The following is a 26,615-nucleotide window of genomic DNA, read 5'->3' on the forward strand; positions in this document are numbered from 1 at the left end:
TTCGGTCACGTACGTGAGTACGCTCCCGTCAGCCTCAGCCTCAGTGCCTTGTATTTCACCACCGTGCAACGTCTCAGCCAATTTGCTTGCAAATCGGCGAGAATGGCACTTCGTGCAACATTCTCTAAATGGTCATCTACTTAGGCGAGCACGGTAATGGGATTCCTAGCGGAGATTGATGCCTCGCCCTTCCAAGGGCGACCTAGTCAATCTCCTCTTCCGTTTTACTTATCTTTCTACGTGAATATCAATAGTATTCATGAAGACTTTCATGGTAAGATATTGATTAAGCTGTGAATATCGGCGTCTGAAGTGTCGTGGGAAGCAACAAGACGGATTTCGCCTATTACCTCGTCCCAATAGTAGAAGTGGAAGTGCTTCTCTAGCTCTTTGCTGACCTCTCGAGGGAGGGTGAGGAAGAGCTGGTTGCTCTCCACCTTTTGGGTGAAGTGTACGTAGGATTTTTGACTAAGGGCATCGGCGAGTTTGCGTGCCATCACATTGGCTCGTGTAGCGCACTCTTTCCAAAGATCATCTGTAAGGTAGGCGACGAATTGAGCCGATATATACCGCATTTTGCTAGCCAATTGGCAAGCTTGCTTGCGGGCATACCTTGCTTCTATAGCGAGGGAAGGGTCGAAAATAACCACGCACTCTGCGCCCATGAGTCCGTTCTTGGTCCCTCCGAGTACCATGGAATCAATACCGCAGGCTGCGGAGACTTCATCGATAGACTTATTGAGGGCGACAGCGGCATTGGCTATTCGCGCACCATCAAGATGCACTTTCATCCCATATTGATGCGCAAAGTCGCAAAGTTCGGTAAGCTCCTCGGGGGTGTAGATGGTGCCCAGCTCGGTACACTGACTGAGATAGATGGCTCCCGGCTGAGAGTGGTGCTCTATACCAAAGTTGATCATATAGGGCTGTAGGAGTGCTGGCGTAAGTTTGCCGTTGGGGGTAGGAATCTGTCGAGTAATACAACCAGTAGCTTTCGTTGGCGCACCACACTCGTCTACAGCTATATGCCCTGTCTCGGCTGTGAAGATGATGTGATAGGGGCGAGTGAGCAACTGTAGTGCCATGGTATTACTACCCGTGCCATTGAAAGTGAATAGTGCCACGGAGGGGCGAGAGAACAATGCCTCTACCATCATTGTAGCTTGGTCTGTCCATGGGTCATCGCCATAACCAAAAGCATGGTCTGCATTGGCTGCGGTTATGGACTCCATCACACGTGGATGTACTGTAGAATTATTGTCGGATGCGAAGCTTCTCATGGCGTATGTATTGTTATAATTGTAGTTACATGGTTATCAATAAGATTGCGGCAAATGTACTAATTATTGGTAATATTCAAGGCAAACTAAGAGAGGCTGACTCCTCTCGGTGCCAACCCCTCTTAGAAGTCATACATTATTTACTATGTTCTATTGCTCACTTATTGTCTGCAACATCCCACCAAACACGTGTATCAAAGTTGTCAGGACCCTGAGTCTTGATCACCTTATCGTAATTTTCGCGGTTGGTTTCGTAGTCATTGAGGTAGTAAAATCTCCTATAAGGGATGTGCGATACGTTGATAGCACCAGCTTCACCTACCTCTAGCTTAGGGTAATTGAGACGTCGCCAGTCGCTCCATGCCTCAATACCATTCTCGTTGAATCCAGCAAGCCATCTCTGTAGGGCTATCTGATTGATCATCTCCTGGTTAGAGCCTTGTAGCTTCACTGCATCCTGAGCTAGATAATCAGCTACCGTAGTAGTAAGTGCGTACTTCCCTTGGAGGGCGTCGAATAGACCGTCGGCAGTCAGTTGCTCGATGGCTGTTTTCACCTGCTTGTTCTCAAATGATAGCTTAATAGCTTCAGCATAAAGGGCTTTAGCGTCTGCCGTAATCCATCCCCTCACTGCCGCCTCTGCCTCTACAAGTAGCATCCGAGTAGCAGAAATGATGGTTATCTTGGCATCCTTCTGAGTGATAAATGGGTGTAGCTCAGATACCTTTCCAGTGTAGTCGCCAATCTTAGCACGTGGCGTACCAAATGGCACCGCAAAGAGTTCGCCAGCGGCAGTAGGCTTAGCGTAAGTATAAACACGTGGATCCTTGAGTGCGATGAACTTATCGACTAGCGTAGCCGATGGATAGAAGTCCTTACGTTTATCTACATAATAGTTACTGTAGATAGGATTCATGTTGTCGTCCTCAAGCGTGTACTGATAGCTGAAGTTATCGGCATTGGTAGCGATACCGCCATCAGCATAAGCCTTGGCAAAGCGAGCCTTACCTACCTCAGGGGCTACGTCGGATAGCTTAATAGCCATAAGCATACGGAGAGAAGCATTGAGCTTCTGCCACTTAGCTAGATTGCCACCATAAAGGATGTCGTAGTAGTTATTAATAGCACCACCCTTTCCTAGAAGCGCGTAAGCCTCCACGAGCTTCTTATCTAATTCCGCATAGATATGCTCCTGGGTTTCAAACTTAGGGGTGAAGTTGCCATCGTCACCTAAGAGTGCCTCATCGTAGTAGATCATTCCCACGATATCGGTCATGTGCATGTAATAGAATGCCTCTAGGGTCATGGCTATACCCAACTGCACATTATTGGCGCCCATGCTGCTTACTGCCTCAGAGTCCTTAACACCCTCTGTTGTATTCATCTGCTTGATGAGATGGAGGTTCTTAAGGAATGTAGTGTAATAGGCAGTCATATTGAAGTCCTTGATACCAAACTGAGTGTACTGTACATTCTTAGCCTCAGCAAAGTAATGTGGATAGAGCTGAGAGAATGGATCATACATATCTACAGATGGCGCTGGAGAGGAGGTGTAGACCGCAAAGGTAACCCCCTGCATAGCACGTGAGAATAGATAACGGGTATCTTTGGTGCTAGGATTATTAGGGTCTACATTTATGTTGCCAAACTTACCACATCCATTGAGAAGCAGCAGCGATGCGACTGCCAATAGGGCATATTTAATTGTTTTCATATCGTATAATCATGCTAATGGTTAGAAGGTAAGACCAATGGTGAAACCATAAGACCTAGTAGAGATAGACTGACCGCCCTCTATGTAACCACGAGTGGAGCCACTGGTCTCAGATGGGTCGATGTTAGGAGTACCAGAGTAGATGAGCCATGGGTTCTGAGCTACGAAGGAGATACGGGCTGCGGAGAGTCCGATACCAATCTTATCGAGGAGCTCTTTCTTGAAGTTGTAACCCACAGAGATTTCACGGAGCTTCACGTAGCTTGCGTTGTATACAGACTCCTTCCAGATTTGTGCAGATAGATCCTGATAGTAGGTCTGAGCATCGATGTAACCATCTACTGGCTTGCCATCCTTATCAACACCTACTAGATGGAGACCTCCACCCTGCTCTACAGGATCACGGAGCGGTTTGCCTCTATCATTGAGACCGACAGTCTCCTGAAGGATACCAGAGCCCTTACCCCAGTAGTTGGTCCAAGATACTAGGCTACCGCCAATAGAGTAGTCGAGAGACATACCGAATAAGAAGCCGTAGAGATCGAGAGTGGTATTGAAACCTCCGGTAAAGTCTGGCTGAGCAATACCAAGCTCAATATCCTTAGACTTATCAGCATAAGGACGAGGCTGACCGTTCTTGAGGTAGCCGAGGATAAGGTTGCCCTTGTCGTCGCGTTGCCAATCATTGCCCTTGATCACTCCGATAGGACGACCTTCAATAGCATTGATAGAGATAGGGGTATAGAACTTAGTCCAGTAGATCTGATAGCTATCGTCATTCTTGTCGTTTTTCTCGAGCTCTACGAGGGTATTAACGTTGCGCGAGATATTGAAATTGACATCCCAGCGTACATTCTTAGTCTCGATAGGGCGACCACCGAGAGAGACCTCGATACCTCTATTGCGGATAAGACCGGCATTGATTTTACGAGTGGTATAACCACTAGCTGGCGTTACGTTTTTATCGATGATCTGATTACGAGAGTCTCTGTTGTAGAAGTTGATATCTCCCCAGAAACGATTCTGGAACATACGGAACTCCGTACCTACTTCGTAAGAGGTAGAGATCGTAGGTTTAATTGCTGGGTCAAGGAGGTTACGAGAGGTACGCATGGTGGTACGACCATTGTACTTTTTCTCTGTGAAGAGAATTTGGTTGATCTGGTACTCTTTCATGGTTGATCCTACCTGCGCTGCTGAGCCACGAATCTTCCAGAAGTTGAGCCATTGCGCCTTGATGAGGTTGTGCAAAAGCACAGATGCACTAGCTCCACCGTAGAGGAAACTATTGTAGTCAGGGTGTAGTGTAGAGGTCCAGTCGTTACGTAGGTTGAGGTCAAGGTAGTAGGTATCGTCAAAACCTAGAGTAGCAGTACCGAATACACTTTGATTCTTTTGTTGAACTAGCTCATTCTCTCCTCCAGGAAGACCGTTAGAGCTTGAGAGATTCCAGAAGCGGTTGAGGAACATACCATCGCGCGTAAAGCCTCTTACCCACTTGTAGTCGTAGGTACGATACTCTCCGAATAGCATAGCATCGAGAGATAGACGATCGTTTATAAACTTATCGCTATAGGAAGCATAGCCCTGATATTGCATATCCTTGAGAGAGGATTGTGCAGTTCTAAACCGCTCTGTAGTGAGGAGTCCCTTTGGAATCTTATTCTCATTGACCTCGGAGCGGATATTGCCATTGACATTGGCACCTATCTTGAGCCCCTCGATGATAGAATACTCTATATTGCCACTGAATACATTCCAAATGTACTCTGAAGTATTATTGACTTCGTTTTGTAGTGCAAATGGATTGGTGTGGAATGCTGGAGAAAGATCATTGACGCCATTGATATTCCAAGTACGAAAAGAGCCGTCGGGGCGCTTATAATCCTTGAGTGCTTCAATGTTGACGTTGGTATTTCCCCATTGGAGGTAGGATTGTAGGAACTCTCCAAACTCTCCGTAACCCTCAACAGCCGCATTGTGATTGAGACGATAGGTCATCTTGTAGTCTAGCTTTACACTCAACTTAGGGGTGACCTCGAAACCTGAGTAGACACTCAGGAAGTGGCGCTTGGCGTCTGAATTGTATTGAACACCCTTACGGTCTACATTGGTAAAGGAGATACGAGTATTGTAACCCTCCCCTGCCTTGGAGAATGCGATATTGGTAGTATTGTTGTATCCCGTACGATAAAGCTTGGTAATGTCCATTCCAAACTCCCATGGTGCTTGCTGTCCGAAACGAGGGTCGGTAGGATCCCAGGCATAGAATGGCATATAAGGCTTACCATCGAACTTTGGTCCCCAGCTGGAGTCGTCCCAGTAGTCATACATTCTACGTCCATCAAACTGCTTGAGTTCTTTTGGCATGGTGTCGTCCCACTTGAATACATCAAGAGGTGTAGAAGCACCTAGATAACCACCACCATACTCCTTCTGTATCTTGGTATGTGATAGAGGAATTTCGGCAGTAAATGTATGGCTAATATCGATAGTAGCCTTGCCACTCTTTGCTTTCTTAGAAGTAATAATGATGGCTCCATTACCACCACGTGAACCATAGAGAGAGGTTGCCGCTGGACCTTTTAGTACGTTGACACTCTCTACATCGTCCATATTTACGGCATTGGCATTGGTGATCACTCCATCGACTACATAGATAGGCTCGCTACCCACTGCATCGGTGAGAGAGGAAGTACCACGAAGAACTACTTTCCCAGCATCGAACTTAGAACCTGACCCACCCATGAAGCGGACGCCAGATACTTTACCCACGAGGGCATTATTGAGGTCGGTCTGGCGTGTAGTCTGTAGCGCATCAGCCTTAATCTCTTGTGAGGCGTAACCAATAGACTTCTTCTGCCTAGAGATACCCATTGCAGTGACTACCACCTCATCCAGAATCTCATTGTCGGATGCTAGCTTAATGACCATACTAGGTGCCGCTGCTACCTCTTGTGTGATATAGCCTACGTAGCTAACAACGATTATTTCGCCCTTCTTCGCATTGATGGTGAAGTCTCCATCAAGTCCTGTCATCTTACCGACCTTTGGGTCACTCTTCAGACGAACTGTAGCACCCGTGATAGGTTCTCCTTTCTCATCTTGTACCACACCCTTTACGGTGATGGTCTGTCCCAAGACTGTCCCTGCTGTCACGAGGAGTAGGGTGATAAGCAATAGAATTTTACTTTTCATACCATTCATCTTGTTTGTTAATACCTATAATTTATCTCTTGTCTGTTGTCCCTTATTATTTAGTGTATGTCTCAGTCTCTAGTCTTCTGTGTTGCCAAAGCGGATATAGTATCTCCCTACCCTAGATCCCCTTTCTTCCTATTGTATGAAGTTAAGCTTGGTGTTGTTAATTCCATTTAAAACAACCTCTTTTTATCATTCGACTCCAAACATACTCAATTTTTTCTAACTACAAAGAATAGCTATCATATTTAACATTTGAACGTTATTTTATTTGCGTATACACCTATATTATCACATATATTTATTTTATATCCCGTCCTTATGTTAAGTTATTAGCTTATATTTCGCTCGACAAACCATGCTGTAGTGTAAATTAATCTGTCGTTATAAGTACAATTCGCATATCCTATTGTTATTACATTCGAGTACTTACATCCACTTGAGGAATAGATATCGCCTAGGTATTGTGAGTCTATTCTTGGAGGTATGGTAGGAAATTATTATCTTGCACTGAAATAGAATGTTGTAGATGAAAGAATTATGTCGAAACGATATTTATTTTCAGCCATAGCTACTGCCGTAGTAGCTCTTTTGGCCTCTTCTTGTGGTTTGCTTTCTATGGGGCGAGGTGCATGGGGCAGTAATACCTCACATGAGGGTGTACCTACTGATAAGCAGATAATGCTGATTGGCACTTATACAGATGCTGGTTCGGAGGGAGTATATTCTTACACTGCAGAGATCGGAAGTTTGGAGTTTAAGCATACAGGTACTTTTATCACGCCGAACCCCACTTACCTAGCGTATGATGGCGGCAAACGAATTGTCTACATTGCGAACGAAGATAACGAACATCCAATGGCGACCTCCGCTCAACTGGATACACGCAATGGGAGGCTCTCTGCGATCAATAGCTCGTATACACTAGGCGATGGTCCCGCTTACATTGCCACCGATAGCAAGAATAAGGTAGTGACGGCTAATTATAGCGGAGGGTCTATTACCCTATTCGAGGTTAATGCCAAAGGAGAGCTAGGACAACCAGATTGGCGCATCGTGCTCGGGAAAGAGAGGGTTTCGCATCCTCATGCTGCCATCTTTAGCCCAAACGGGAAAGAACTCTTTGTTACAGACCTCGGGATGGATAAGGTGTTTCACTTCAACGTAAACGCCAATAGCAACCCTCCAATTACGATTGGAATAAATACTACGAGTTTGCCTTCTGGTGTAGGACCAAGGCATATAATAATGGATAGGTCGGGCAAATATACCTATGTGATTGCAGAGAAGGTCCCAAAGATCTTCGTCTACGAGCATCACGATGGCGCATTGGAGCTTGTGCAAGAAGTCGGTCTTCGTCTCGCTTCAGGCGCTCACGGACAGCACATAGCGCTAAGTGACGATGGCAGATTCTTATATACTTCCCACACCGATGGGGAGCATGTGATTTCTATCTTTAAGGTAGATAAGGGAGACGGCACATTGACCCAAGTAGGCAAGCAAAAGGTAGGCAAGAAGCCACGCCAGTTTACCATTAGTCCAGACGGAAGCGTGCTTGCTGTAGCTTGTAGAGGAGGGGATAAAGTAGAGTTTTATCAGCGTGATGCCTCTACTGGGCTACTGACGCCTATTCAAGGCGCAGGCTTGAAGGTGAGCCACCCAGCATTTATTCTTTGGCTGGGGCAGCATTGAAGCTATCTGAGTAAAAATGGCGATATTTGCACGATTATTCGGAACCAACCAAGATAGCTAATGAATAGACAAAAGCTTATTTCTGAAATTCGGAGGAAGAGGAGTTTCCTCTGTGTAGGGCTTGATAGCGACCCTCTCAAGTTACCTGCGCACATAGCGCAAGATAGTGATGGGGTGCTAGCATTCAATAAAGCGATAATTGATGCCACTGCGCCTTATGCTGTGGCTTATAAACCCAATGCAGCCTTTTACGAAGCAATGGGGAGCAAAGGGATAGAAGCTCTAGAGGCGACTGTGGCTTACCTGCAGAACCACTATCCAGAGTGTATGGTGATTTTGGATGCGAAGCGTGGTGATATCGGCAATACCTCGGGGCTTTATGCTCGTGCTGCCTTTGAGCAGATGGGTGTAGATGCGATTACCGTGGCACCCTATATGGGAATCGATAGCGTGGAGCCATTCCTTGGCTATCCCGAGAAGTGGGTGGTACTGCTTGCGCTTACGAGCAATAGCGGTTCGTCTGATTTTCAGCAATTAGATCTGATTGAGGGTGGTAAACTCTACGAGCAGGTGTTGCGTACGTCTCAGAAGTGGGCGACCAAAGAGAGCATGATGTATGTTGTGGGAGCCACACGGGCTGAATTTCTAGAGGATGTCCGCAAGATTGTACCTGACCACTTCCTATTGGTGCCAGGTGTAGGTGCTCAGGGCGGTTCGCTCGAGGAGGTATCGAAGTATGGAATGACACCAGAGTGCGGCTTGCTCGTCAATAGTTCTCGAGGGATTATCTTCACTAGTCAAGGTGAGGATTTCGCCGAAGTAGCAGGCGCCAAGGCACGCGAACTACAAGAAGAGATGAGTGGCTACCTGAGCCAATATGCAGGTATTTGAAAGAGAGTTTGCATGAAGTTTACAGCAGCAGAGATTGCTAACTATTTGGGGGGCTCAGTTGAGGGTGATCCCAATGTGTTACTCAGTGATTTTAGTAGTATAGAGAAAGGGCATGAAGGCGCTCTTTCTTTCCTTTCCAACATGCAGTACGAGGAGTACCTTTATAGTACCAAGAGTAGTGCTGTTCTTGTCAATCATGATTTTACTCCCTCGCAGGAGGTGCATACGACACTGATCAAGGTGCCCAATGCTTATACCGCTCTTGCGGAGCTCCTCAAGCTAAGGAATGCTGGCAAGGAGAAGCCTATCGGCATCTCACCTTTGGCTGTAGTAGACCCTACGGCTCAGATCGGAGAAGGATGCTATGTGGGTCCATTAGCCTTTGTTGGGCGTGATGCTGTCCTAGCTGAAGGTGTGAGGGTCTATCCACAAGCGCACGTAGGAGCGGAGGTGTATATAGGGGCAAACAGCCGCGTATACCCTATGGCAGTTGTGTGTGATCGTAGTGAAGTGGGTGCTCGCTGTGTCATTCACTCAGGCGCAGTAATAGGTGGTGACGGCTTTGGCTTTGCTCCAGATGCCGATGGTTACCACAAAATACCACAAACGGGTAAGGTTATCCTTGAGGACGACGTAGAGATTGGCTGCAACGCCTGCATCGATAGAGCAGTAATGGATGCTACGATTATTCGCAAGGGGGTGAAGATAGACAACCTTGTGCAGATCGCACACAATTGTGAGGTGAAGGAGCATACTGCTATTGCAGCTCAGAGCGGCGTAGCTGGCTCCACTGTGATAGGCGCTTGGAACGTGCTAGCAGGGCAGGTAGGTATCGCAGGTCACCTCAAGACGACGGATCATGTGACGCTAGCGGCACAGACAGGCGTGCTAAGCGACATCAAGGAGAAGGGAAGCGTATGGTTTGGCTATCCGGCTCAGCCACATCTCAAGGCGATGAAGGCCTCTGCCAAGTTTATACGATTGCCCGAAATGGACAAAGAGATTTATGCTCTCAGACGAGAATTAGACGCTCTGAAAGCTGAAATTAATAATATAAAGAAACATGGCGAAGAGTAATAAGAGTGACGGAGCCCAGAAGCAACAAACACTAGCTAGTTCGTTTGAACTAGAAGGTAAGGGGCTGCATACGGGATTGAGCATTAAAGTAAAGTTTAGCCCAGCTAGCGAGGGGCATGGTGTCAAGATATGCCGTGTAGACCTTCCCAATAGACCCACTATCCCAGCTCTTGCGGAATTTGTAACCAAGACACAGCGCGGTACCGTACTCTCCAATAAGGATTTACAAGTAAGCACTGTAGAACATGCTCTCTCAGCGCTCTACGCTATGGGGGTGGATAATTGTCTCATCGAGGTCAATGCCCCAGAACTGCCCATCTTCGATGGTAGCGCATCTATCTATGTAGAGCATATCCGCAGGGTGGGAATCAAAGAGCAGAATGCTGTCCGCGAAGTCTATGTCGTCAAGTCTAAGATAGAGGTCAAGGATGAGCAGGGTGTCTCTCAGATCACCATACTTCCTGATAGCTCCTTTGGCGTACACGTCTTGATCTCCTTCAATTCCAAAGTCCTCTCCAATCAGTTTGCCACCCTTCAGGATGTGGCGGACTTTGCCGATGAAATTGCACCAGCGCGCACCTTTGTATTTGTGAGGGAGATTGAGTCTCTATTAGACAATGACTTAATCAAGGGCGGAGACCTCGATAATGCTATCGTTATCTACGACCAAGAGTTTTCCCAAGACAAGATGGATAAGCTCGCGGCTAATATGGGTACGGTAAGCAAGCCAGCCAACGAACTAGGGTACATCAATAATAAGCCGCTTAAGTATAATAATGAGCCTGCCCGTCACAAGCTCCTTGATCTGATTGGAGACCTTGCTCTCATTGGTCGACAGCTACAGGGGCGCGTTATTGCTACTTGTCCGGGGCACTCTATCAATACCAAGATGGCGAAGCTCATTCGTAAGGATATCCGCCTTAATGAAAGCCAATCGCCTGTCTATAACCCAAATGAAGAGCCAGTGCTCAGGATTCAAGACCTCAAGTCTTTACTCCCACACCGGTATCCTATGCTCCTTGTCGATAAGATTATCGAGATTGGACCAGACCATATCGTAGGAGTTAAGAACGTGACCCACAATGAACCATTCTTTATCGGACACTTCCCCGACGAACCTGTTATGCCAGGTGTACTTCAGGTGGAGTGCATGGCACAGATTGGTGGCGTATTGATTCTTAATCAGTTGGAAAACCCATCGGAATACTCTACCTACTTCCTCACAATAGATAATGTCAAGTTTAGGTATAAAGTGGTACCAGGCGACACTTTGGTAGCAAAAGTAAGCCTCCTTGGCTCTGTACGTCGTGGTATTGCCAACATGAGGGGCTTGGCATTTGTAGGGGAGAAACTAGTCTGTGAAGCAGAGTTCATGGCGCAGATTGTAAGAAATGCACAGTAATTGATTATGAGCAATAATAATAGTATTAGCCCTCTAGCGATTGTGCACCCCAATGCCAAGATTGGCAATGGAGTTGAGATAGGTCCTTTTTGTATAGTAGAGGACAATGTAGAGGTTGGCGACGGTACAAAGCTCCTCAGCGGTGCCATCCTACGCTATGGCGCTAGAATCGGTAAGGAGTGTACCATCCATCCTTATGCTGTAGTCGGTGGTGAACCCCAAGATCTCAAGTTTAAAGGCGAAGACTCAGTAGCTATCATAGGTGATCGCACTACTTTGCGTGAATATGTAACCATTAGCCGCGGTACTGCTTCCAAAGGATTTACCAAAGTGGGCAGCGATGTCTTAATTATGGCATACGCCCATGTGGCACATGATTGTGAGGTGAGCGACCGAGTTATTATTGGCAATGCGAGCCAGGTGGCAGGCGAAGTGGAGATCGACAACCAGGCGATTCTCGGTGGTGGCACGCTTGTCCATCAGTTTGTCCGTATAGGTGCTCATGCAATGATTCAAGGTGGCACTCGTGTGACCAAGGATATCCCTCCTTACACCCTTATCGGTCGCGAGCCAGCTATGTATTGCGGTATCAATATCGTAGGACTAAGACGTCGCAATTACAGCAAGGAGCAAATCTACCTCATCAATGATATTTATCGTACGCTATACAACCGTGGACTGAATAACACTAAAGCGATTGAGGTTATCCAAGAGGAATACGAAGAGATGCCCGAAAAGGAAATTATCCTCGACTTCCTCCGCAACTCTCAGAGAGGGATTGTGCGTGGCGGTTCGGTAGACTAACACCTGAAAGCAATTAAAGAATATGATATACCGTTTTGTAATGGTGAGCGATGAGGCTCCCAACTTCCTTAGAGAGGTAAGGATCGATGGTACGGCCACTTTCCGTGAGCTACAGGATGCCATCCTCGATGCCGTTGGCTTCTCGAACGATCAGATTACGAGCTTCTTTATCTCAGACAAATCTTGGAAGCCCAAGCAGGAGATCCTCTTAATAGATATGGGATTGCATGGGACGGACGAGGAGTATTATCTTATGGACGATACCTATCTTGATGACTTCTTGGAAGATGCAGGAGATAGGCTACTCTTCCAGTTCGACCAACTTGGAGACCGTTATTTCTATATAGAGCTCAAGGAAGTTATCCTAGGGGAACAGCTCTCCAAGCCACAGTGTACACGCAAAAAGGGAGATGCCCCTAAGCAACTCTCTGACGTCATGGAGATACTAGAAGCTCCCGCTAAGCCCAAGAAGCCAGCCAAAGCACCCGCTCCTACCAAAGATGACGACGATATCAATGAATTCGGTTCGGACGATTTTGATATCAACGAACTAGACATTGAGGGTTTTGATATCTCTGAGGATAGTCTTGACTAACACACTATGGGTAAGCTAATCGTAGTGATTGGCGCTACAGGAGTAGGCAAATCTGCATACGCCCTCCAGCTAGCAAGACAATACCATACACATATCATCTCGGCAGACAGTCGGCAAGTCTACCGAGGGATGGAGATAGGCACCGATGCCCCTTCCCTAGAGGAACGGGCATTGGTGCCTCATCATTTTATACAGAGCCGTGATGTAGAGTACCCCTATAGTGCTTCGGAATGGGCAACTGAGGCATTAGGCTTGATAGAGAACTTGATGCAGCACTATCCTACGCTCGTAATGGTGGGTGGTAGCATGATGTACCTGCAGGCCTTTCTCTATGGAATGGACGATGTGCCTGCTCCAGAGCCCGAAGTGCGAGAAGCACTTTGGAGACTATTTGAAGAGGAAGGAGTGGAGCCACTTAGGGCAGATCTCCTAAAAGTAGATCCTCAATATCTTGAGCGCATCGACGCCAACAACCACAAGCGTATCATCCGTGCGCTGGAGGTGTGGCAAACAACCGGGCGCCCATTCAGTAGCTATCATACTACGCCAGAAGCAAAGACTTTCCCTTTTGAAGTAGAGCTGCATTTGGTAGATCGCCCTCGACAGGAACTCTACCGCCGAATCAATAGCCGCGTGGCGCTTATGGTAGAACGTGGGTTAGTAGATGAAGTCCAAGCCCTACACCCCTATCGTCACCTCAATGCTCTTAATACCATCGGCTACAAAGAAATATTCGCTTATCTGGATGGTAACATTACTCTAGAGCAAGCGGGGCAACAAATAGCTAAGAACAGCCGTGTCTACGCCCGCCAACAGTCCAACTTCTTTGCCCGCTGGTGCACCCCCAATAGCCCTTTCCAGTACCATATCATCCACCCATAGTACCTTCCCCTCCATCTCTCATATTTGGGTACCCGTTCATGCCAGTAGAAGATCATTCAGTGCCTATATATAGCAAGGGTACCAACCAATAAATCAAGGGGAGCCTGAACTTTCATTTTCCCTAACCATGAAAGGAAAATATTTGTATCTTTGTAGTGGTAAGAATAGATTACGATAACATTTTATCAATTTTAGACATGGTAAACTACAAGGATTTGGGTCTAGTAAACACCCGTGAGATGTTTGCAAAGGCTGTAGATGGCGGTTATGCTATCCCCGCATTCAACTTCAATAATATGGAGCAGCTCCAGGCTATTATCCAAGCAGCCGTGGAGACCAAGTCTCCTGTGATCCTACAGGTATCTAAGGGCGCTCGTGCCTATGCCAATCAGACACTCCTCCGCTACATGGCTCAGGGTGCTGTAGAGTATGCTAAGGAGCTAGGCGCTAAGGCACCTCAGATTACGCTTCACCTAGACCATGGTGATACTTTTGAGACTTGCAAGAGCTGTATCGAGATGGGATTCTCTAGCGTAATGATCGATGGTAGCCACCTTCCATACGAGGAGAATATCAAGCTCACAAAGCAGGTAGTAGACTACGCACACCAGTTCGACGTGACAGTAGAGGGTGAGCTAGGCGTACTCGCAGGTATCGAGGATGAGGTATCAGCAGAGAAGCACGTATATACACAGCCTGAGGAGGTTATCGACTTCGTAACCCGCACTGGTGTAGACTCACTAGCTATCTCTATCGGTACCAGCCACGGTGCTAATAAGTTCACGCCTGAGCAGTGCACACGCGACGAAAATGGTCACCTTATACCACCTCCACTACGCTTCGACATCCTAGAGGAGATCGAGAAGAAGCTCCCAGGCTTCCCTATCGTACTTCACGGTTCATCAAGCGTGCCACAGGATCAGGTAGATATCATCAATACCCATGGTGGTAAGCTAAAGGACGCTGTAGGTATCCCAGAGGAGCAGCTACGCCGTGCCGCTAAGTCTGCAGTATGTAAGATCAATATCGACTCTGATGGTCGCCTTGCTATGACTGCTGCAATTCGTAAGGTATTCGTAGATAGCCCAGCTGAGTTCGACCCACGTAAGTACCTCGGTCCAGCACGAGAGAGCCTCAAGCAGCTCTATATCCACAAGATCAAGAACGTACTCGGTAGCGATAACAAAGCTGAGTAAGACACGAACCTTTGCGCAGAAGCATTAAGCGTGTGCGAGAGTACATGAAACAAGGCTCAGAAGTGTAAAGAGGATAATGATAGAATCTCAAGACTTGCAGTAAAAGTACATTAGTATCACGCTTGACATCTCTGCCCAAATAATTCAAAAACACAGGCACTATTATTGAGCTTAGCTCTTTAGTAGTGTTTGTGTTTTATTTACCACGTATAAAACACACTTTAACATTCATTGCATAGTCAAGTAAGATTTAAATCATACCTTTGTAACGTACAATTGTTAAATTAAAAGATTGAATAGATATGACAAAGATGTTTTTTGGGGTAATGGTGACCCTCATAGCTATCACCATACAGAGCTGTCACAACGCCGATCTGCCAAAGCAAGGTTCTCGAAACAATTATGAATATACTTTCGATGTGTTTGCAACAGATGGCGATGCAAACCTGAGTTTTATTACGAGCTCTGATGGTGATGCTACACAAATCAAAGACGGCGATAAAGTTCATAATACGAGGCAATATGATGCCAGCATCAAAAAAGGCGATCATAAGGTCTACAGTATCACAACTCAAGGCGCACGCGAATTTAGAGTTAAAATTACGGTTTTGAAGAGTAGTGCAAGTGGTTATTGGGTGTTCACAGGAAAGCGCAATGGGAAAGTAGTTCGTACCGAAAAGCATAATTTCAAAGGAAGGAATGGGAAAGAGGTTACGGAATACTGGAATAGTACTTTGTAAACATCTCAAAGAGAGTCGTCAATATAAAGGATAGACAGGTATTCCAACCTAAAAGCATGATGAATAAATCCGATGCCAAAGGAGCAGACTAACGACTCTAAACTAAACGCCACTACTGGAGGGTGCGTAAAAACATCATAATGGAGAGAAGTGTTCTTTTTTATTGATAGCCCCCCTCTCGACTCACTAAAGCAACTGCTACCAACAAGCTAAAAGCTTGATGGTAGCAGTTGTCCTTTACAATATAATCCCCTTAGAGGAATGGAGTATACTGAAGGGCACTCTCCAAAAACGGGCATAGTAATGATAGAGTTACTAAACAAAATTCGCAGCCAGCTAATACGTAAAACTTTTAATCGCAAATATGACTACAATAATAAAACACAGCAATACGCCGGTTTTGGGAGAGTTACAAAGCACCCCGTTTTGGGAGTGTTACGAAAAAGAAATAAAAACAGGAGCTAGCTAATACTAACTCCTGTTTTACATAATTACTTACGAGTCTACTATTGTTTTTGGAATTTCCACACGGAAATTTCAGCTATATCAACATAAGGTTCATTTTTTTGGTAAGGAGTCATACCCGTTAATTTTATCCCTTGAATAGATAAAGGGCTGATAAACTTAATTGGCAAGTTACGATTTCCTTCATTTGTCACCTTCCCTTGACTAACCCAGTTAATACCATCTATGGTAACAAGTACTTCGATATCCTTGATTTCTTTTCTGTATACACCATACACATATATACCCTCAACTAAAGCATAGTCAAAGCTGACAGTTAAATAATCAGTAGGATTTTTTGACCACCATGAACTATCATAAAGTATACCATCTTTTAACCCATTCAATTTATCTTTACAAGTATTACTATCGAAAGTAAGTGCGGCTGAAGGGAAAGTTTCAATCCCACTAGGAAGTCTTTTTAGAAGCTCGATATTATCACCTTCTGATATACGCTTCAACTCCTGTTTATTAATAGTTACTAAGAAGAAATTATGCTGCCCAACACTCTTTCCCTCTGGAACCTTAACTACTAAAGGTATAACGTAAGTCACCTCATTACTAAGGTTCTCCATCTTTTCACTATTAAACTTAATAGTTACTGACTTCACTTGATCGCCGACAGCAAATTCCAAACTCTTTTCCTCAAGATTAAACATCTCTTCAGAAAGTAACTGAGCACCTTCCATAACAACTTGAGCGTACGTTTTAGGGTACTCCTCTTTGGTCATTAGCTGCAACTCTGCCACAAAAGCCTCTTTTACGGGGAAAGCTGTTGACACCTTAACAGTCACATCCTCAAGAGGCTTCACCTCTTTACCTTCATCTCCTACGATCACATAAAGCTTTCTCTTCTGATCATTATCCTTAAAATAGATATACTGATTAGAAACATCCACTTGGGGTAGAGTAATTTTACTCCGATCCTCTTTCTTAGGCTTTGTAGGAGTATAACTGTAATCAGACTCCACAATAACAGGTTCTGTTCTCGCGCAAGAAGCAAAAAGTATTGCTCCGATGGAGTATGCAACAATTTTATAAATAGACTTCATACTTATTACTTATCTAAAAGATTATTTTTGGTATTCTCCTTTGGGAAAAAGGCTGTAGTAGGGTTCATAATCTGGATTACTTGGCGTGACCACTTATATTCTGGATCCAGTTCAATATGATAACATGCCCAACCTCCAAAGTCTTTATCTTTTATATACTTTGCTTTAGCAATACAATTGGCCTCATTGCCATATTTACCACCTCCAGTTTTATAGCCATCATACCTTTCAAACTCGTCAGCCAAGAGAAGTTTCTTATTGCTCCAGCCCTTAATCTTAGTGCCGCTTTCATAACTAGAGCCTACTCGCCAATAGTTCTGCTCGACAAAGTAATCAAAATAATCGCCTAGATCAGGGAAACGCTCTTCCATATCTCTCATTTGGCAATCAAACAAGAACATAGTACCTGTGCCTCTAGGATTATAATCTGTTTCTTGCTTAGGTCCGAAGTTCTTCCCCATTTCGGTTATAAATGCACGTATTGGAGCACTTGAATCACCTGAGGGATCATCACAATTATTATAAAGATTTGCGCACTCTCTTCTATTGTGATCACCTACAGTTGGTTCCCAGTCAATGTCATAACCATTAAGGTTAAGACGCTTGATATGTTCGGTAAGCTCTTGTGCATATGCCTTAGCTTTTTCAACGCTATTTTTACCTTCATGACGCTTATCAAAAGCTGGTGCACCACCTGGCAATCCAAGTCCAGACCTGCCAGTCTGCCAGCACAACAATACTTTTAAGCCCTTTACCTCTTGCGCAAGCTTGAGGTCTTTCCACCGAGGGTCATCCTCACCAAACTCTTGAGGAATACCTCCCCAAATAGATACAACATCTATACTATCTGCAAGGTTAAATAGAAAGGATCCGGGCTCGCTGTCTATCGCTTTCCACATCTCAGACCTAAACCATCCATAAACAATTTTATGGTCAGGATTCTTTTTATACTCACGCAAAGCAGCATAATAGTCATCATACATCTTAGCTACTCTCTGGCGATATTCAGCATCAGACTCGTCTTGCTTTTTCTGTAGCTCTTTTTCCTCTGCCCAACGCTTCATATCCCTCGTAAGGAGCTCTTCTTGTGCCACATCATCTACATCTAATGGCACAACCTTGGTACACGAAGAGGCTATTATAATAGTTGCAAAAACCGCAACAAGGTATTTATACATGATATTCATAATCCATTCTTATCAGTTACTCGTTTCTGGCTTCTCAATAACCACTTTTTTATTAGGGAAAACCACATTATCAATAAAATTGAACTTGGTCCGTTCTCCCTCCTTCTTAGGTTTTTCTACACGCCAATTACCTTTGGCAACCTTAGGTAGTCCATTCTCCTCATCGAAGTACTCCTTTGTACATGGCATATACATAACCAGTCCATCAGTATCAAGTTCCATTGGAAGCTCTAGATTCTCCTTAATCTCAGCTTGTGATAGAGCCTTATTCCAAATACGAACTTCACGCAAATAGTTTTGTTTCCAGTTACTATTACCTATACTCCAACCTGTATTGGTAGAGTTTACAGCGAATGAGATTGGGGTAGTAACGAGTTCATTTTGCAGTTCATCATCGACATAGACCTTCATCTTACCTGCTCCACCATCACGAGTATAGACATAGCTAATATTGATCCACTCATCAGTATTGAGAGGCTTATTTGTCCATGAATCCTCCCTCTCGTGCAAGCTCTTAATCTGAATACCCTTAATCCAATGGATACGTGTATACATAGAAGATCCCGGTGCAGGCTCTAAGAACCAGCCAGTACTAATATTCTCACCACTTAAGTAATGAAAGACAACACTCATTTGGATTGTCCACTCATCCCACTCTTTAGTAAAGGGCTCATTCGTAAGAATATTCAATCCCCAACCACCTAGTGTCACCTCCGCTACTGAAGTAACCACTCTAACCTCTCTATTGAACTTAATAACTGTAGATAATGGTTCTGAAAGCAAAGGGACACTTCCATCAACAGAAATAATACGAACACCTACAGCCCACTTATCCCTAAAAGGGTAGTTGTCAGGATTAAGTTCACTTACTCCACACTTAATAGGTGCAGCCACAGAGCCTTTCGGAATAGTTACAGTAATCTCTCCTTTGTGTTCAGCTCCATCCTGACCAATAAACACAACATCCTTTGCAGGAATTCCTTTTGCCTTGATATTAACCGCTGTTGGGTTAGAGGCGACAACAGTAGGATCCGCTATTACCTTTATTGTCACATCCTTGTCGATCGGAGCAGCAATACGAGGTGTAATCGTAGCAAACCCACCTTTACCAGTTGGAACGTAAGCTTCGACATAGCCAGTCTTGTCTATGTTCTCCATGTAGGCCCCATTATCCGTACCCTGTTCCTTATCTAAATATGGGGAGTCTCCTGTGCCATCGGCAAGATGTGTACATGCTGCTACAAAACACATCGAGAGCAATGACAGGGAAAGAAATATTATTCTTTTCATATCTATTAATCAACCTTATATTAATTCTTTACTTTCACATCCCACCAAACATTGACATTGGCTTCATTAGAACCACCCTTGTATTGGCTGATTGCTTTTTGAACGTTCTCCTTATTCAAATTGAACTCCACAGGAGGGTAAGGCCAGCAACGAACGCCATCCTTATGCCCATCAGACTTTATGACACCGTAGTTTGAGATAGTAGAAACAGAGGGAACTAACAATGGATATCCGGTTCTTCTCCACTCCGACCAAGCCTCTTGACCATTAGGGAATAAAGCCAGATACTTCTGCGTGATTATACGCTCCAGTTTCTTTTCATCATCTGCGCTTTCATCCCATTTTGGAGTAATACTTGACGGTGCTGGCGAACTATACTTTGGATGAATTATATCCTTGAACTCAGCAGGCTTTTTAACAGATGCGATATATGACTCATATAAAGACTCATCTACCCCTTGCTCAATAAAAGATAGCTTAATACCCCTCTCGTATTCCGCCTTAACAGACCCTGAAATAAATCCTTTTAAGATAGCCTCAGCCTTAAGGAAAGCCACCTCAGACGCACGCATCCAGACAGTCGGCGCTTTTTCTGGGATATTAGGCTTTCCTGCCTTTTCATAGTTTGGAGATACTGATGGAACAGCAGGAGGAATGGCTATATTGACGTTTCCAGTAAAGTATTTTTGAAGACGAGGGTCTCCATACCCTGCTAGATAACACTGAATAGAAGCTCCCATACGAGCATCCACGCCATACTTCTCTACAATATGAGACAATGCATTATATGAATCGCCTCCCTCCCCTAAAGTTGTTATTTGAGCTTGATCTGCGACATTATCTATGAGTCCTACTGGGTGATTACATGCCATAGCAACATACTCTTTCGCTAGCTCTGGTTTTACATAACTTATACGCATTGCCAAACGAAGCATAAGAGAGTTCCCGAGCTTTACCCACTTGGTAGAGTTTCCAGAATAAACATAATCTGTTGTACGTACAGTAGCACCTTGTAGGTTAGAAAGTACGTCTACAGCTTCCTTAAGTTCTTTAAGAAAAGAAGTATAGATCTCCTCTTGAGAATCATACTCTACAGTAAACGAACCACTTCCTGCCTTTGAATAAGGAAGTGCACCAAACATATCTGTAGCTTTGTGCAATCCCATAATCTTTGAAATCTGTGCGATAGCAAAAACTTTTTCATTCTTTGCATCACCTACCATGGTCTCATTTTTTATCTGAATCCATGGATTAAGAATTCTAGGGACAAGGCAATTGAACCCCATATTATTCCAACCTGTATCAAAGTAGTACTGAGTCAGACTCTTTCCAGGCCACTTATTCTCACCAGGAGCCATATAACCCACCCAGTTTTCAGCAGTAAGGTTATTTAAGATCTGATAGTCGTTTACTCGACCTGTAGTGTTACTCGCACTCTCAAGGAACACTACCTCCATCTGGAGCGCAGGCAAATGAGTTCCTAGCTTAGCAATATCATCTCTAATGATTTCATCATCTGTAGGATAGAGTGGATTAGTATTAATCTTCTCAAAATCCTTAGTACATGAAGTCATAAGAAGTATGCTACTTAGCGAAAATGCTATGAGTGCTATTTTCAATATACTCTTCATAAATATACTCTTCATATTTTCTCAATAAATTTAATTGACGCCACTATTTAAAATCCTAGCTTTAGACTAAAGCCAAGACTTCTAGTGCTCGGCGGCATAAAATTATCACTTCCTCCAGAGTAAGTACCAACACCTCCTGACATATCAACATCGTATGGAGCAGCGCGATAAATCGTAAATAGATTTCTTCCAATGAGTGCAATGTGAGCATTATTAACATAATTTCCCAGCCACTGCTTTGGCAAGCTGTACCCCACAGATAGTTCTTGAAGCTTTATTTGTGTTGCATCATAAAGATAGTATGCCAATAGAGGAGACTTTCCACCTATCGTTTTATAATAACGCTCAGCATCATAAGTCACACCATCAACAACCACGCCTCCGGCATCACGTGCATCTGCTGACACCTTAGATACACCATAAGCATCTAGCATGGCTTGTGTAGTTGAAGTAACGACTCCTCCGAAGCGGGAATTAATTAGGAAGTTAAATGTTACACCTTTATACGCAAAGTTGTTGCTCCAACCCATCATAAAATCAGGAGCTGACTTTCCAACCTTGATAATTTGTGATGTACGATCTACCTTAAAGCCATCGCCTTCCTCTATCAATTTACCATCAGGACCTTTAAGAAGAATCCCTTGAACAAAAATATCGTCCATAGAATCTCCTACACTCATCCTCTTTGGCTTAGATAAAAGATCAATATCAAAGGTAGTACCATCAATTGGATTAGTATAACCTTTCGCTAGCTGCATGACCCTATTTACATTACGTGTATAGGTTAGATTGGAACCCCAATAAAAGTCCCCCCAAGTATGTTGGTACCCAATTGCAGCTTCTATACCTCGGTTACGAATATCTCCTGCCTGAACATAGAACCCTGTGTATGCTGAGCCACCTGACAGTTCTTGTAAAAATGTCTGATTATGAGTATTAGACTGATAGAGTGTTGCATCAATAGAAAGGTCTCCGTTGAAGAACTTCGCATTAAGTCCCACCTCAAAGGATCTGGTTCGCTCTGGACGGAACTCAGGGAATGGGTATAGTGCTATAGGATTAATCTTAGAAGGCTCCATGGTATAGGTAATAGTACCCGGAGTTACTCCTGTCATAGATATAGGAGAACCAACTTCAGTGAAAGAACCACGAACCTTAAGATAAGAAAACCAATCTGGCAACTTAACCATCTCAGAAATAACTCCTGAAAGACCAACAGATGGGTAGAAAATAGCTGGAGTCTTACCATTACTTACCAACTGAGAAGCCCAATCAGATCTCCCCGTTAGTGTCAGATACATCATTCTTTTCCAACCGAGCTCACCAGAAGCAAAAATTGCAACATTACGAGTACGCTTGTAATTTTGACCATTCGGTGCTGTAGACTTCACAACATTGTTCGTTGAGAAAAAGTTCGGGATAAGACTGAGTGTCCCACCCACAATGACACCTGTGGTATAATGGTCATCAAAAGAAGAACCGATGTTAGCTGTGAGGAACCAATCCTCACCAAGTGGCTTATTAATATTAAGCATTACATCAGCATAAGTCTGCTTATATTTCTCCTCATTCAATCTAAAGCTACCCATTGGTCTTTCTTCGGTATCTCCTACGTGAAGAGAAGGTGTTGAAGCATAAAGCTTACGTGAAATGGTTGTATAAGAATTATCTATCCTAACACGACCAGCAATATTCATCCAATCAAAGATATCATACTGAACACGTGCATTAAACATATATCTATGCTTATTATTGTAGAATAGGTTACGATTCACAATCCAATAAGGATTCTGTAAATCAATACCTCCATCCCCATAAGGCCAATATTGCAGATAGATCTTACGCTCAGGGCTAAAACGCTCCCAGCGTTTTACATTCTCGAAATCATCCCCACGAGGGAAAAGATAGAGAGACACAAGGGGATTGAAGTACCTACCTCCCGACATCATGTTCTGGTCACCCTGAATAACATAGCTTGCGCTGAGATCAACATGTAGGCGATCATCAAAAAATGAAGAGGTATTTCTTCCATCAAAGTTATAACGATAATACTCGTTGTTAGGAATAACGCCCTTAGAGTGAGTAGTACCTACAGACATAAAAGTACGACTCATCTCTGTTCCTCCCGAAAAGTTAATCGTATTAATTGTAGAAAAACCTGTTTTAAAGAAGGCTTTAGGGTCAAAGCTAGATGGTGCTTTCAACAGCTCTCCCCAACTCATGTAGGTTCCTCCACCAGAACCATACTTATTCTGAAACTCTGGCATAATACTAGGGCTAAGCCATTCAGTATTAGAGGAGAAGTTAACCTTCAATGCCCCTTTTTCGCCTTTTTTTGTATTGATAATGATCACTCCATTTGCTGCTGCTGCACCATAAAGTGCTGCCGCTGAAGGACCAGTAAGCACAGAGATGGACTCAATATTGTCTGAATTGAAGTCGGAGATACCCTCTCCTCCTCCAGGAGCACTAAAAGCACCTCCATCTCCTGCAATATTCTGGTTACCGATAGGCATACCATCTACCACGTAGAGGACATTATTATTACCTGTAATAGACTTGCTACCGCGCATGACCACCTTGGTGGCACCACCAATACCGGCAGAGGACTTAGTAATATTTACACCAGCTACCTTACCATTAAGAGAGTTGATGAAGTTAGCATCCTTTACTGAGTTAATCGCATCGCTCTTGATCTTTTGCACATTGTAAGATAGTGCTTTCTCAGAGCGCTTGATACCGAGAGCCGTTACGACAACCTCATCAAGAAGCTCACTATCCTCCTGCAGGACAATATTGATGGTTGTCTTGCCATTAATTGGAACTTCAACTGTCTTGTATCCTACGTAGGACACACGAAGAGTACCATTGGAGGGCACACCTGACAAAGTAAAAGCCCCGTCCAAATTGGTGAGCATACCTTTTGAGGTATCCTGCACTAGCATAACAGTGGCACCAATTACTGGCTCATTGTGAGTCGCATCTGTAACCACTCCCTTAACGGTAATGGTCTGTGCAAAAGCCGCAGGTGCCAATAGGCTTAGGAGCAATATGCACATGCCCTTCAGCCAACTTTTTTGAGATAAATTCATACCTGGTTCAACAAATAATATATATCAAATCACATTCTTACTATACATCCTCATCGCTTCAAGGAATATTGCAAGCACTTATTGTGGTCTGTCCTCCCCTATTCTAGAATCTGCAAATGATTTCCACATGCATACCTACTTCCAAACGTAGACCTTGCACCACATAAGGGCATAACTGCTGATCAATCCTTTTATAATAGCTCTGCAAATCTACTACAATATTTCATTAAAACCCAAGATATTATTAATAAATATTTTTATTAACTATGAAAAAACAAAGTCTACACGACTTGACTTTTACGTTTCTAAAAAGTTTGAACTACACCCTATGCACACTGACACAAACCAATCATAATACAACGCACCTTCAGTAGCGTAATAACACAAAATAAAGACGGCGAGCAGGAAAATTTATTCCTAGGAATAAATAATTTTATTCCTAGAGATAAATATATTTATTTGTACAGAAAAATAAATATATTCCTAGGAATAAATTTAGGTGCTCGCGCGAGCCACGAAAGCTGCTCGCTATAAGAGAATGTTGCACGAAGTGCCATTCTCGCCGATTTGTAAGCAAATCGGCTGAGACGTTGCACGGTGGTGAAATACAAGGCACTGAGACTGAGGCTGACGGGAGCGTACTCACGTACGTGACCGAAGCCGAATGTCGAAAGTAACGCAGTAGTCCGCCACCGTGCAACAGTCTCTATAAGCATTAATGCGCTATATAGTTGAAATAAAAAAACTCCTCTATAGAAGGCTATTTGCTTCTATAGAGGAGATCTAGCTAAATATTAAAGGGGAGCCCAGTTTCCGAGACTCTCGCAGATTCTTACTCTTCTCTCTGCATGGCTTGGAGATCCTCGAGAGTAAAGACGATGTAGACAAGAGACATCTCGTTGTCTTCCTCTACAAAGTAGCCAATGGCACCATCTCCAAGATCGATCATATCACTGTAGGCGCTCATTCCGTGGTTGATAATCACGGCATCGCTCCAGCTCTTAGTATAGGGATTGTAACCGTAGACAGCTCCATCCCAACGCTTCTTAGGACCGAAAGGCAAGGAGTGCAGGAGTATAGGCATGCCATTCTGCTGCATAAATAGTGGCGCCCCGTTACACGCTGGATCGTGAAGACCTGAGAAGTCTGCAGTAGGTTGCCATGTAATGCCTTTATCCTGGCTTACTCTGAAGATACGATCGCCCTTGGAAGGATTGCGCACACTCATGAGTATGGACTCATCGGGCATTACAATCACTTTAGCCTCGTCACCACCTTTGCAAGCGAGCTCAGAGACATTCCATGTCTTTCCCTCATCATCGGAGTAAATCAAGTAGTTATCGAGCTTGTACTGGTCATTGACACGGAAGGCAGCGACAAACATGATTCGACCATCCTTAGTCACCGCGCCCTGTCCTGATGCGCAAAAAGCGCTCCACCACTTACGCCGGATAGGATCGGCACAATCCTTACCATACAGGAAGTGAGTAATATCTACCGCTTCGCTCCAAGTGGCTCCGTCGTCATCACTGGTTTTCATGTAGGTAGGTTGTGGCGCATCCGGACGCGAACCCCACAGACCGGGACCTCCAATAAATACCATCACCAACTTACCAGTATTGGTCTGGACTATCGCTGCGTCTCCAAAGCCCTTGCCCTTCCCTGTACCAGCAATAAGGATTTCTGGCTGGCTCCAAGTGCGACCATTATCAAAGCTACGACGCTGGATGATATCAATATCCTCAGGGATATCGGTCTGGTTGAACTTGCGCCTATCTGCCAATGCAATTAGTGTCCCCTTGTGGGTCTTATGAATGGCTGGGATACGATAGTTCTTACTATCGCCATCACCAGGCACAAAGAGGGGAGTGTAAGTTCTGAAGAAACGGCGGAAAGTCTCGTCGCCTACCTGCTCCACACTAAGTTCTTCGCCATTGACCGACACCTTATGTATGCGGAAGCGAAGGATATCATGGATATTGAACTGATCGGGTGTAGCAAGATTCGCCACAATATAAAGAGTGGTACGCTCCTCTATATCCTTCTGACTAATTGTAGCACTTTGCCAACTATTGAGCGGGAGGCTCTTATAGCTCACTCGCCCTTTGTAATCATCAAGATCACGCACGGCAAGAGAATCCGACACGAGCACTTCCATTCCCTTAATTAGTCTCTGGCTCTCGAGAGGGATGGTATAGTCAATCTGTAGTATCTCGCCCTTATTGAGTGGCTTATCTAGCTGGATTGCGACAAGGGTGCAGTGCCGCATACCCGCCATCACCCCACGGCGTGATGGGTATACTTTGGCACTCTCTACCGCCATTGCCGAGGTGGCGAATAAGCTAATAATCAGTAGTAAACTATATAGTCTTTTCGTCATCACAC

General features: G+C 44.4%; 18 protein-coding genes. 9 read left to right on the forward strand and 9 right to left on the reverse strand.

The genetic code is table 11. The features are described from left to right. Positions 1-269 precede the first annotated feature (269 nt). From IX315_RS05495 to IX315_RS05505, 3 genes are all read right to left on the reverse strand, one after another. Positions 270-1,280: a threonine aldolase family protein gene (locus IX315_RS05495; RefSeq protein ID WP_211639827.1), complete on the reverse strand. Its 1,011-nt coding sequence runs from the start codon at positions 1,278-1,280 to the stop codon at positions 270-272. Positions 1,281-1,437: 157 nt separating this feature from the next. Continuing rightward, the gene (locus IX315_RS05500) at positions 1,438-2,994 is read right to left on the reverse strand and encodes a SusD/RagB family nutrient-binding outer membrane lipoprotein (RefSeq protein ID WP_211640853.1); all 1,557 of its coding nucleotides are present in this window, start codon (positions 2,992-2,994) and stop codon (positions 1,438-1,440) included. Positions 2,995-3,015: 21 nt separating this feature from the next. Beyond that, a complete protein-coding gene (locus tag IX315_RS05505) occupies positions 3,016-6,192 on the reverse strand; it encodes a SusC/RagA family TonB-linked outer membrane protein (protein WP_134849613.1) in 3,177 nt (1,058 codons plus the stop codon). A gap of 543 nt (positions 6,193-6,735) precedes the next feature. Here IX315_RS05505 and IX315_RS05510 point away from each other — a divergent pair. The 9 genes from IX315_RS05510 (at position 6,736) to IX315_RS05550 (ending at position 15,474) form a co-directional block, all read left to right on the forward strand. Continuing rightward, positions 6,736-7,887, forward strand: coding sequence for a lactonase family protein (locus tag IX315_RS05510; protein ID WP_211635933.1), 1,152 nt, complete (start codon positions 6,736-6,738; stop codon positions 7,885-7,887). Between the two features lie 60 nt (positions 7,888-7,947). Then, complete coding sequence (gene pyrF / locus IX315_RS05515; RefSeq protein ID WP_211635923.1) at positions 7,948-8,778, forward strand: orotidine-5'-phosphate decarboxylase; 831 nt, start codon at positions 7,948-7,950, stop codon at positions 8,776-8,778. Between the two features lie 12 nt (positions 8,779-8,790). Further along, entirely contained in the window at positions 8,791-9,855 is a 1,065-nt protein-coding gene (gene lpxD, locus IX315_RS05520) for a UDP-3-O-(3-hydroxymyristoyl)glucosamine N-acyltransferase (protein WP_211635917.1), read from the forward strand. Further along, positions 9,842-11,257 (forward strand): bifunctional UDP-3-O-[3-hydroxymyristoyl] N-acetylglucosamine deacetylase/3-hydroxyacyl-ACP dehydratase, encoded by a 1,416-nt coding sequence (locus tag IX315_RS05525; protein ID WP_211830659.1) that lies wholly within the window; start codon positions 9,842-9,844, stop codon positions 11,255-11,257. Before lpxD ends, IX315_RS05525 begins: the two co-directional genes overlap by 14 nt. A 6-nt stretch (positions 11,258-11,263) precedes the next feature. Then, positions 11,264-12,061 carry an acyl-ACP--UDP-N-acetylglucosamine O-acyltransferase gene (lpxA, locus tag IX315_RS05530; RefSeq protein WP_018358637.1) on the forward strand — a complete coding sequence of 266 codons (798 nt, stop codon included), beginning with the start codon at positions 11,264-11,266 and terminating at the stop codon, positions 12,059-12,061. Between the two features lie 22 nt (positions 12,062-12,083). Then, complete coding sequence (locus IX315_RS05535) at positions 12,084-12,656, forward strand: IS1096 element passenger TnpR family protein (RefSeq protein WP_211837255.1); 573 nt, start codon at positions 12,084-12,086, stop codon at positions 12,654-12,656. A gap of 6 nt (positions 12,657-12,662) precedes the next feature. Beyond that, on the forward strand, positions 12,663-13,538 hold the full coding sequence (gene miaA / locus IX315_RS05540; protein ID WP_211837256.1) for a tRNA (adenosine(37)-N6)-dimethylallyltransferase MiaA: 876 nt from the start codon (positions 12,663-12,665) through the stop codon (positions 13,536-13,538). A 197-nt stretch (positions 13,539-13,735) separates the two neighbouring features. Continuing rightward, positions 13,736-14,734 (forward strand): class II fructose-bisphosphate aldolase, encoded by a 999-nt coding sequence (locus IX315_RS05545; protein WP_134849606.1) that lies wholly within the window; start codon positions 13,736-13,738, stop codon positions 14,732-14,734. Between the two features lie 302 nt (positions 14,735-15,036). Then, the gene (locus IX315_RS05550) at positions 15,037-15,474 is read left to right on the forward strand and encodes a hypothetical protein (protein WP_134849605.1); all 438 of its coding nucleotides are present in this window, start codon (positions 15,037-15,039) and stop codon (positions 15,472-15,474) included. Between the two features lie 506 nt (positions 15,475-15,980). Here the strand turns inward: IX315_RS05550 and IX315_RS05555 are convergent. The 6 genes from IX315_RS05555 to IX315_RS05580 all read right to left on the reverse strand — a co-directional run bounded on the left by IX315_RS05555 (position 15,981) and on the right by IX315_RS05580 (position 26,610). After that, positions 15,981-17,030, reverse strand: coding sequence for a DUF1735 domain-containing protein (locus IX315_RS05555; protein WP_211837257.1), 1,050 nt, complete (start codon positions 17,028-17,030; stop codon positions 15,981-15,983). A 5-nt stretch (positions 17,031-17,035) separates the two neighbouring features. Next, positions 17,036-18,217 (reverse strand): glycoside hydrolase family 18, encoded by a 1,182-nt coding sequence (locus IX315_RS05560; protein WP_211635896.1) that lies wholly within the window; start codon positions 18,215-18,217, stop codon positions 17,036-17,038. Between the two features lie 12 nt (positions 18,218-18,229). Further along, positions 18,230-19,507 carry a LamG-like jellyroll fold domain-containing protein gene (locus IX315_RS05565; RefSeq protein WP_211837258.1) on the reverse strand — a complete coding sequence of 426 codons (1,278 nt, stop codon included), beginning with the start codon at positions 19,505-19,507 and terminating at the stop codon, positions 18,230-18,232. A 20-nt stretch (positions 19,508-19,527) separates the two neighbouring features. Beyond that, a complete protein-coding gene (locus IX315_RS05570) occupies positions 19,528-21,138 on the reverse strand; it encodes a SusD/RagB family nutrient-binding outer membrane lipoprotein (RefSeq protein WP_211835038.1) in 1,611 nt (536 codons plus the stop codon). Positions 21,139-21,185: 47 nt separating this feature from the next. Further along, positions 21,186-24,230, reverse strand: a complete 3,045-nt coding sequence (locus tag IX315_RS05575) for a SusC/RagA family TonB-linked outer membrane protein (RefSeq protein ID WP_211837259.1) — start codon at positions 24,228-24,230, stop codon at positions 21,186-21,188. A gap of 832 nt (positions 24,231-25,062) precedes the next feature. Continuing rightward, on the reverse strand, positions 25,063-26,610 hold the full coding sequence (locus tag IX315_RS05580; protein ID WP_211837260.1) for a sialidase family protein: 1,548 nt from the start codon (positions 26,608-26,610) through the stop codon (positions 25,063-25,065). Between the last annotated feature and the right edge of the window lie 5 nt (positions 26,611-26,615).

It is taken from the genome of Porphyromonas levii (genome assembly GCF_018206105.1).
Classification (GTDB): domain Bacteria; phylum Bacteroidota; class Bacteroidia; order Bacteroidales; family Porphyromonadaceae; genus Porphyromonas_A; species Porphyromonas_A levii.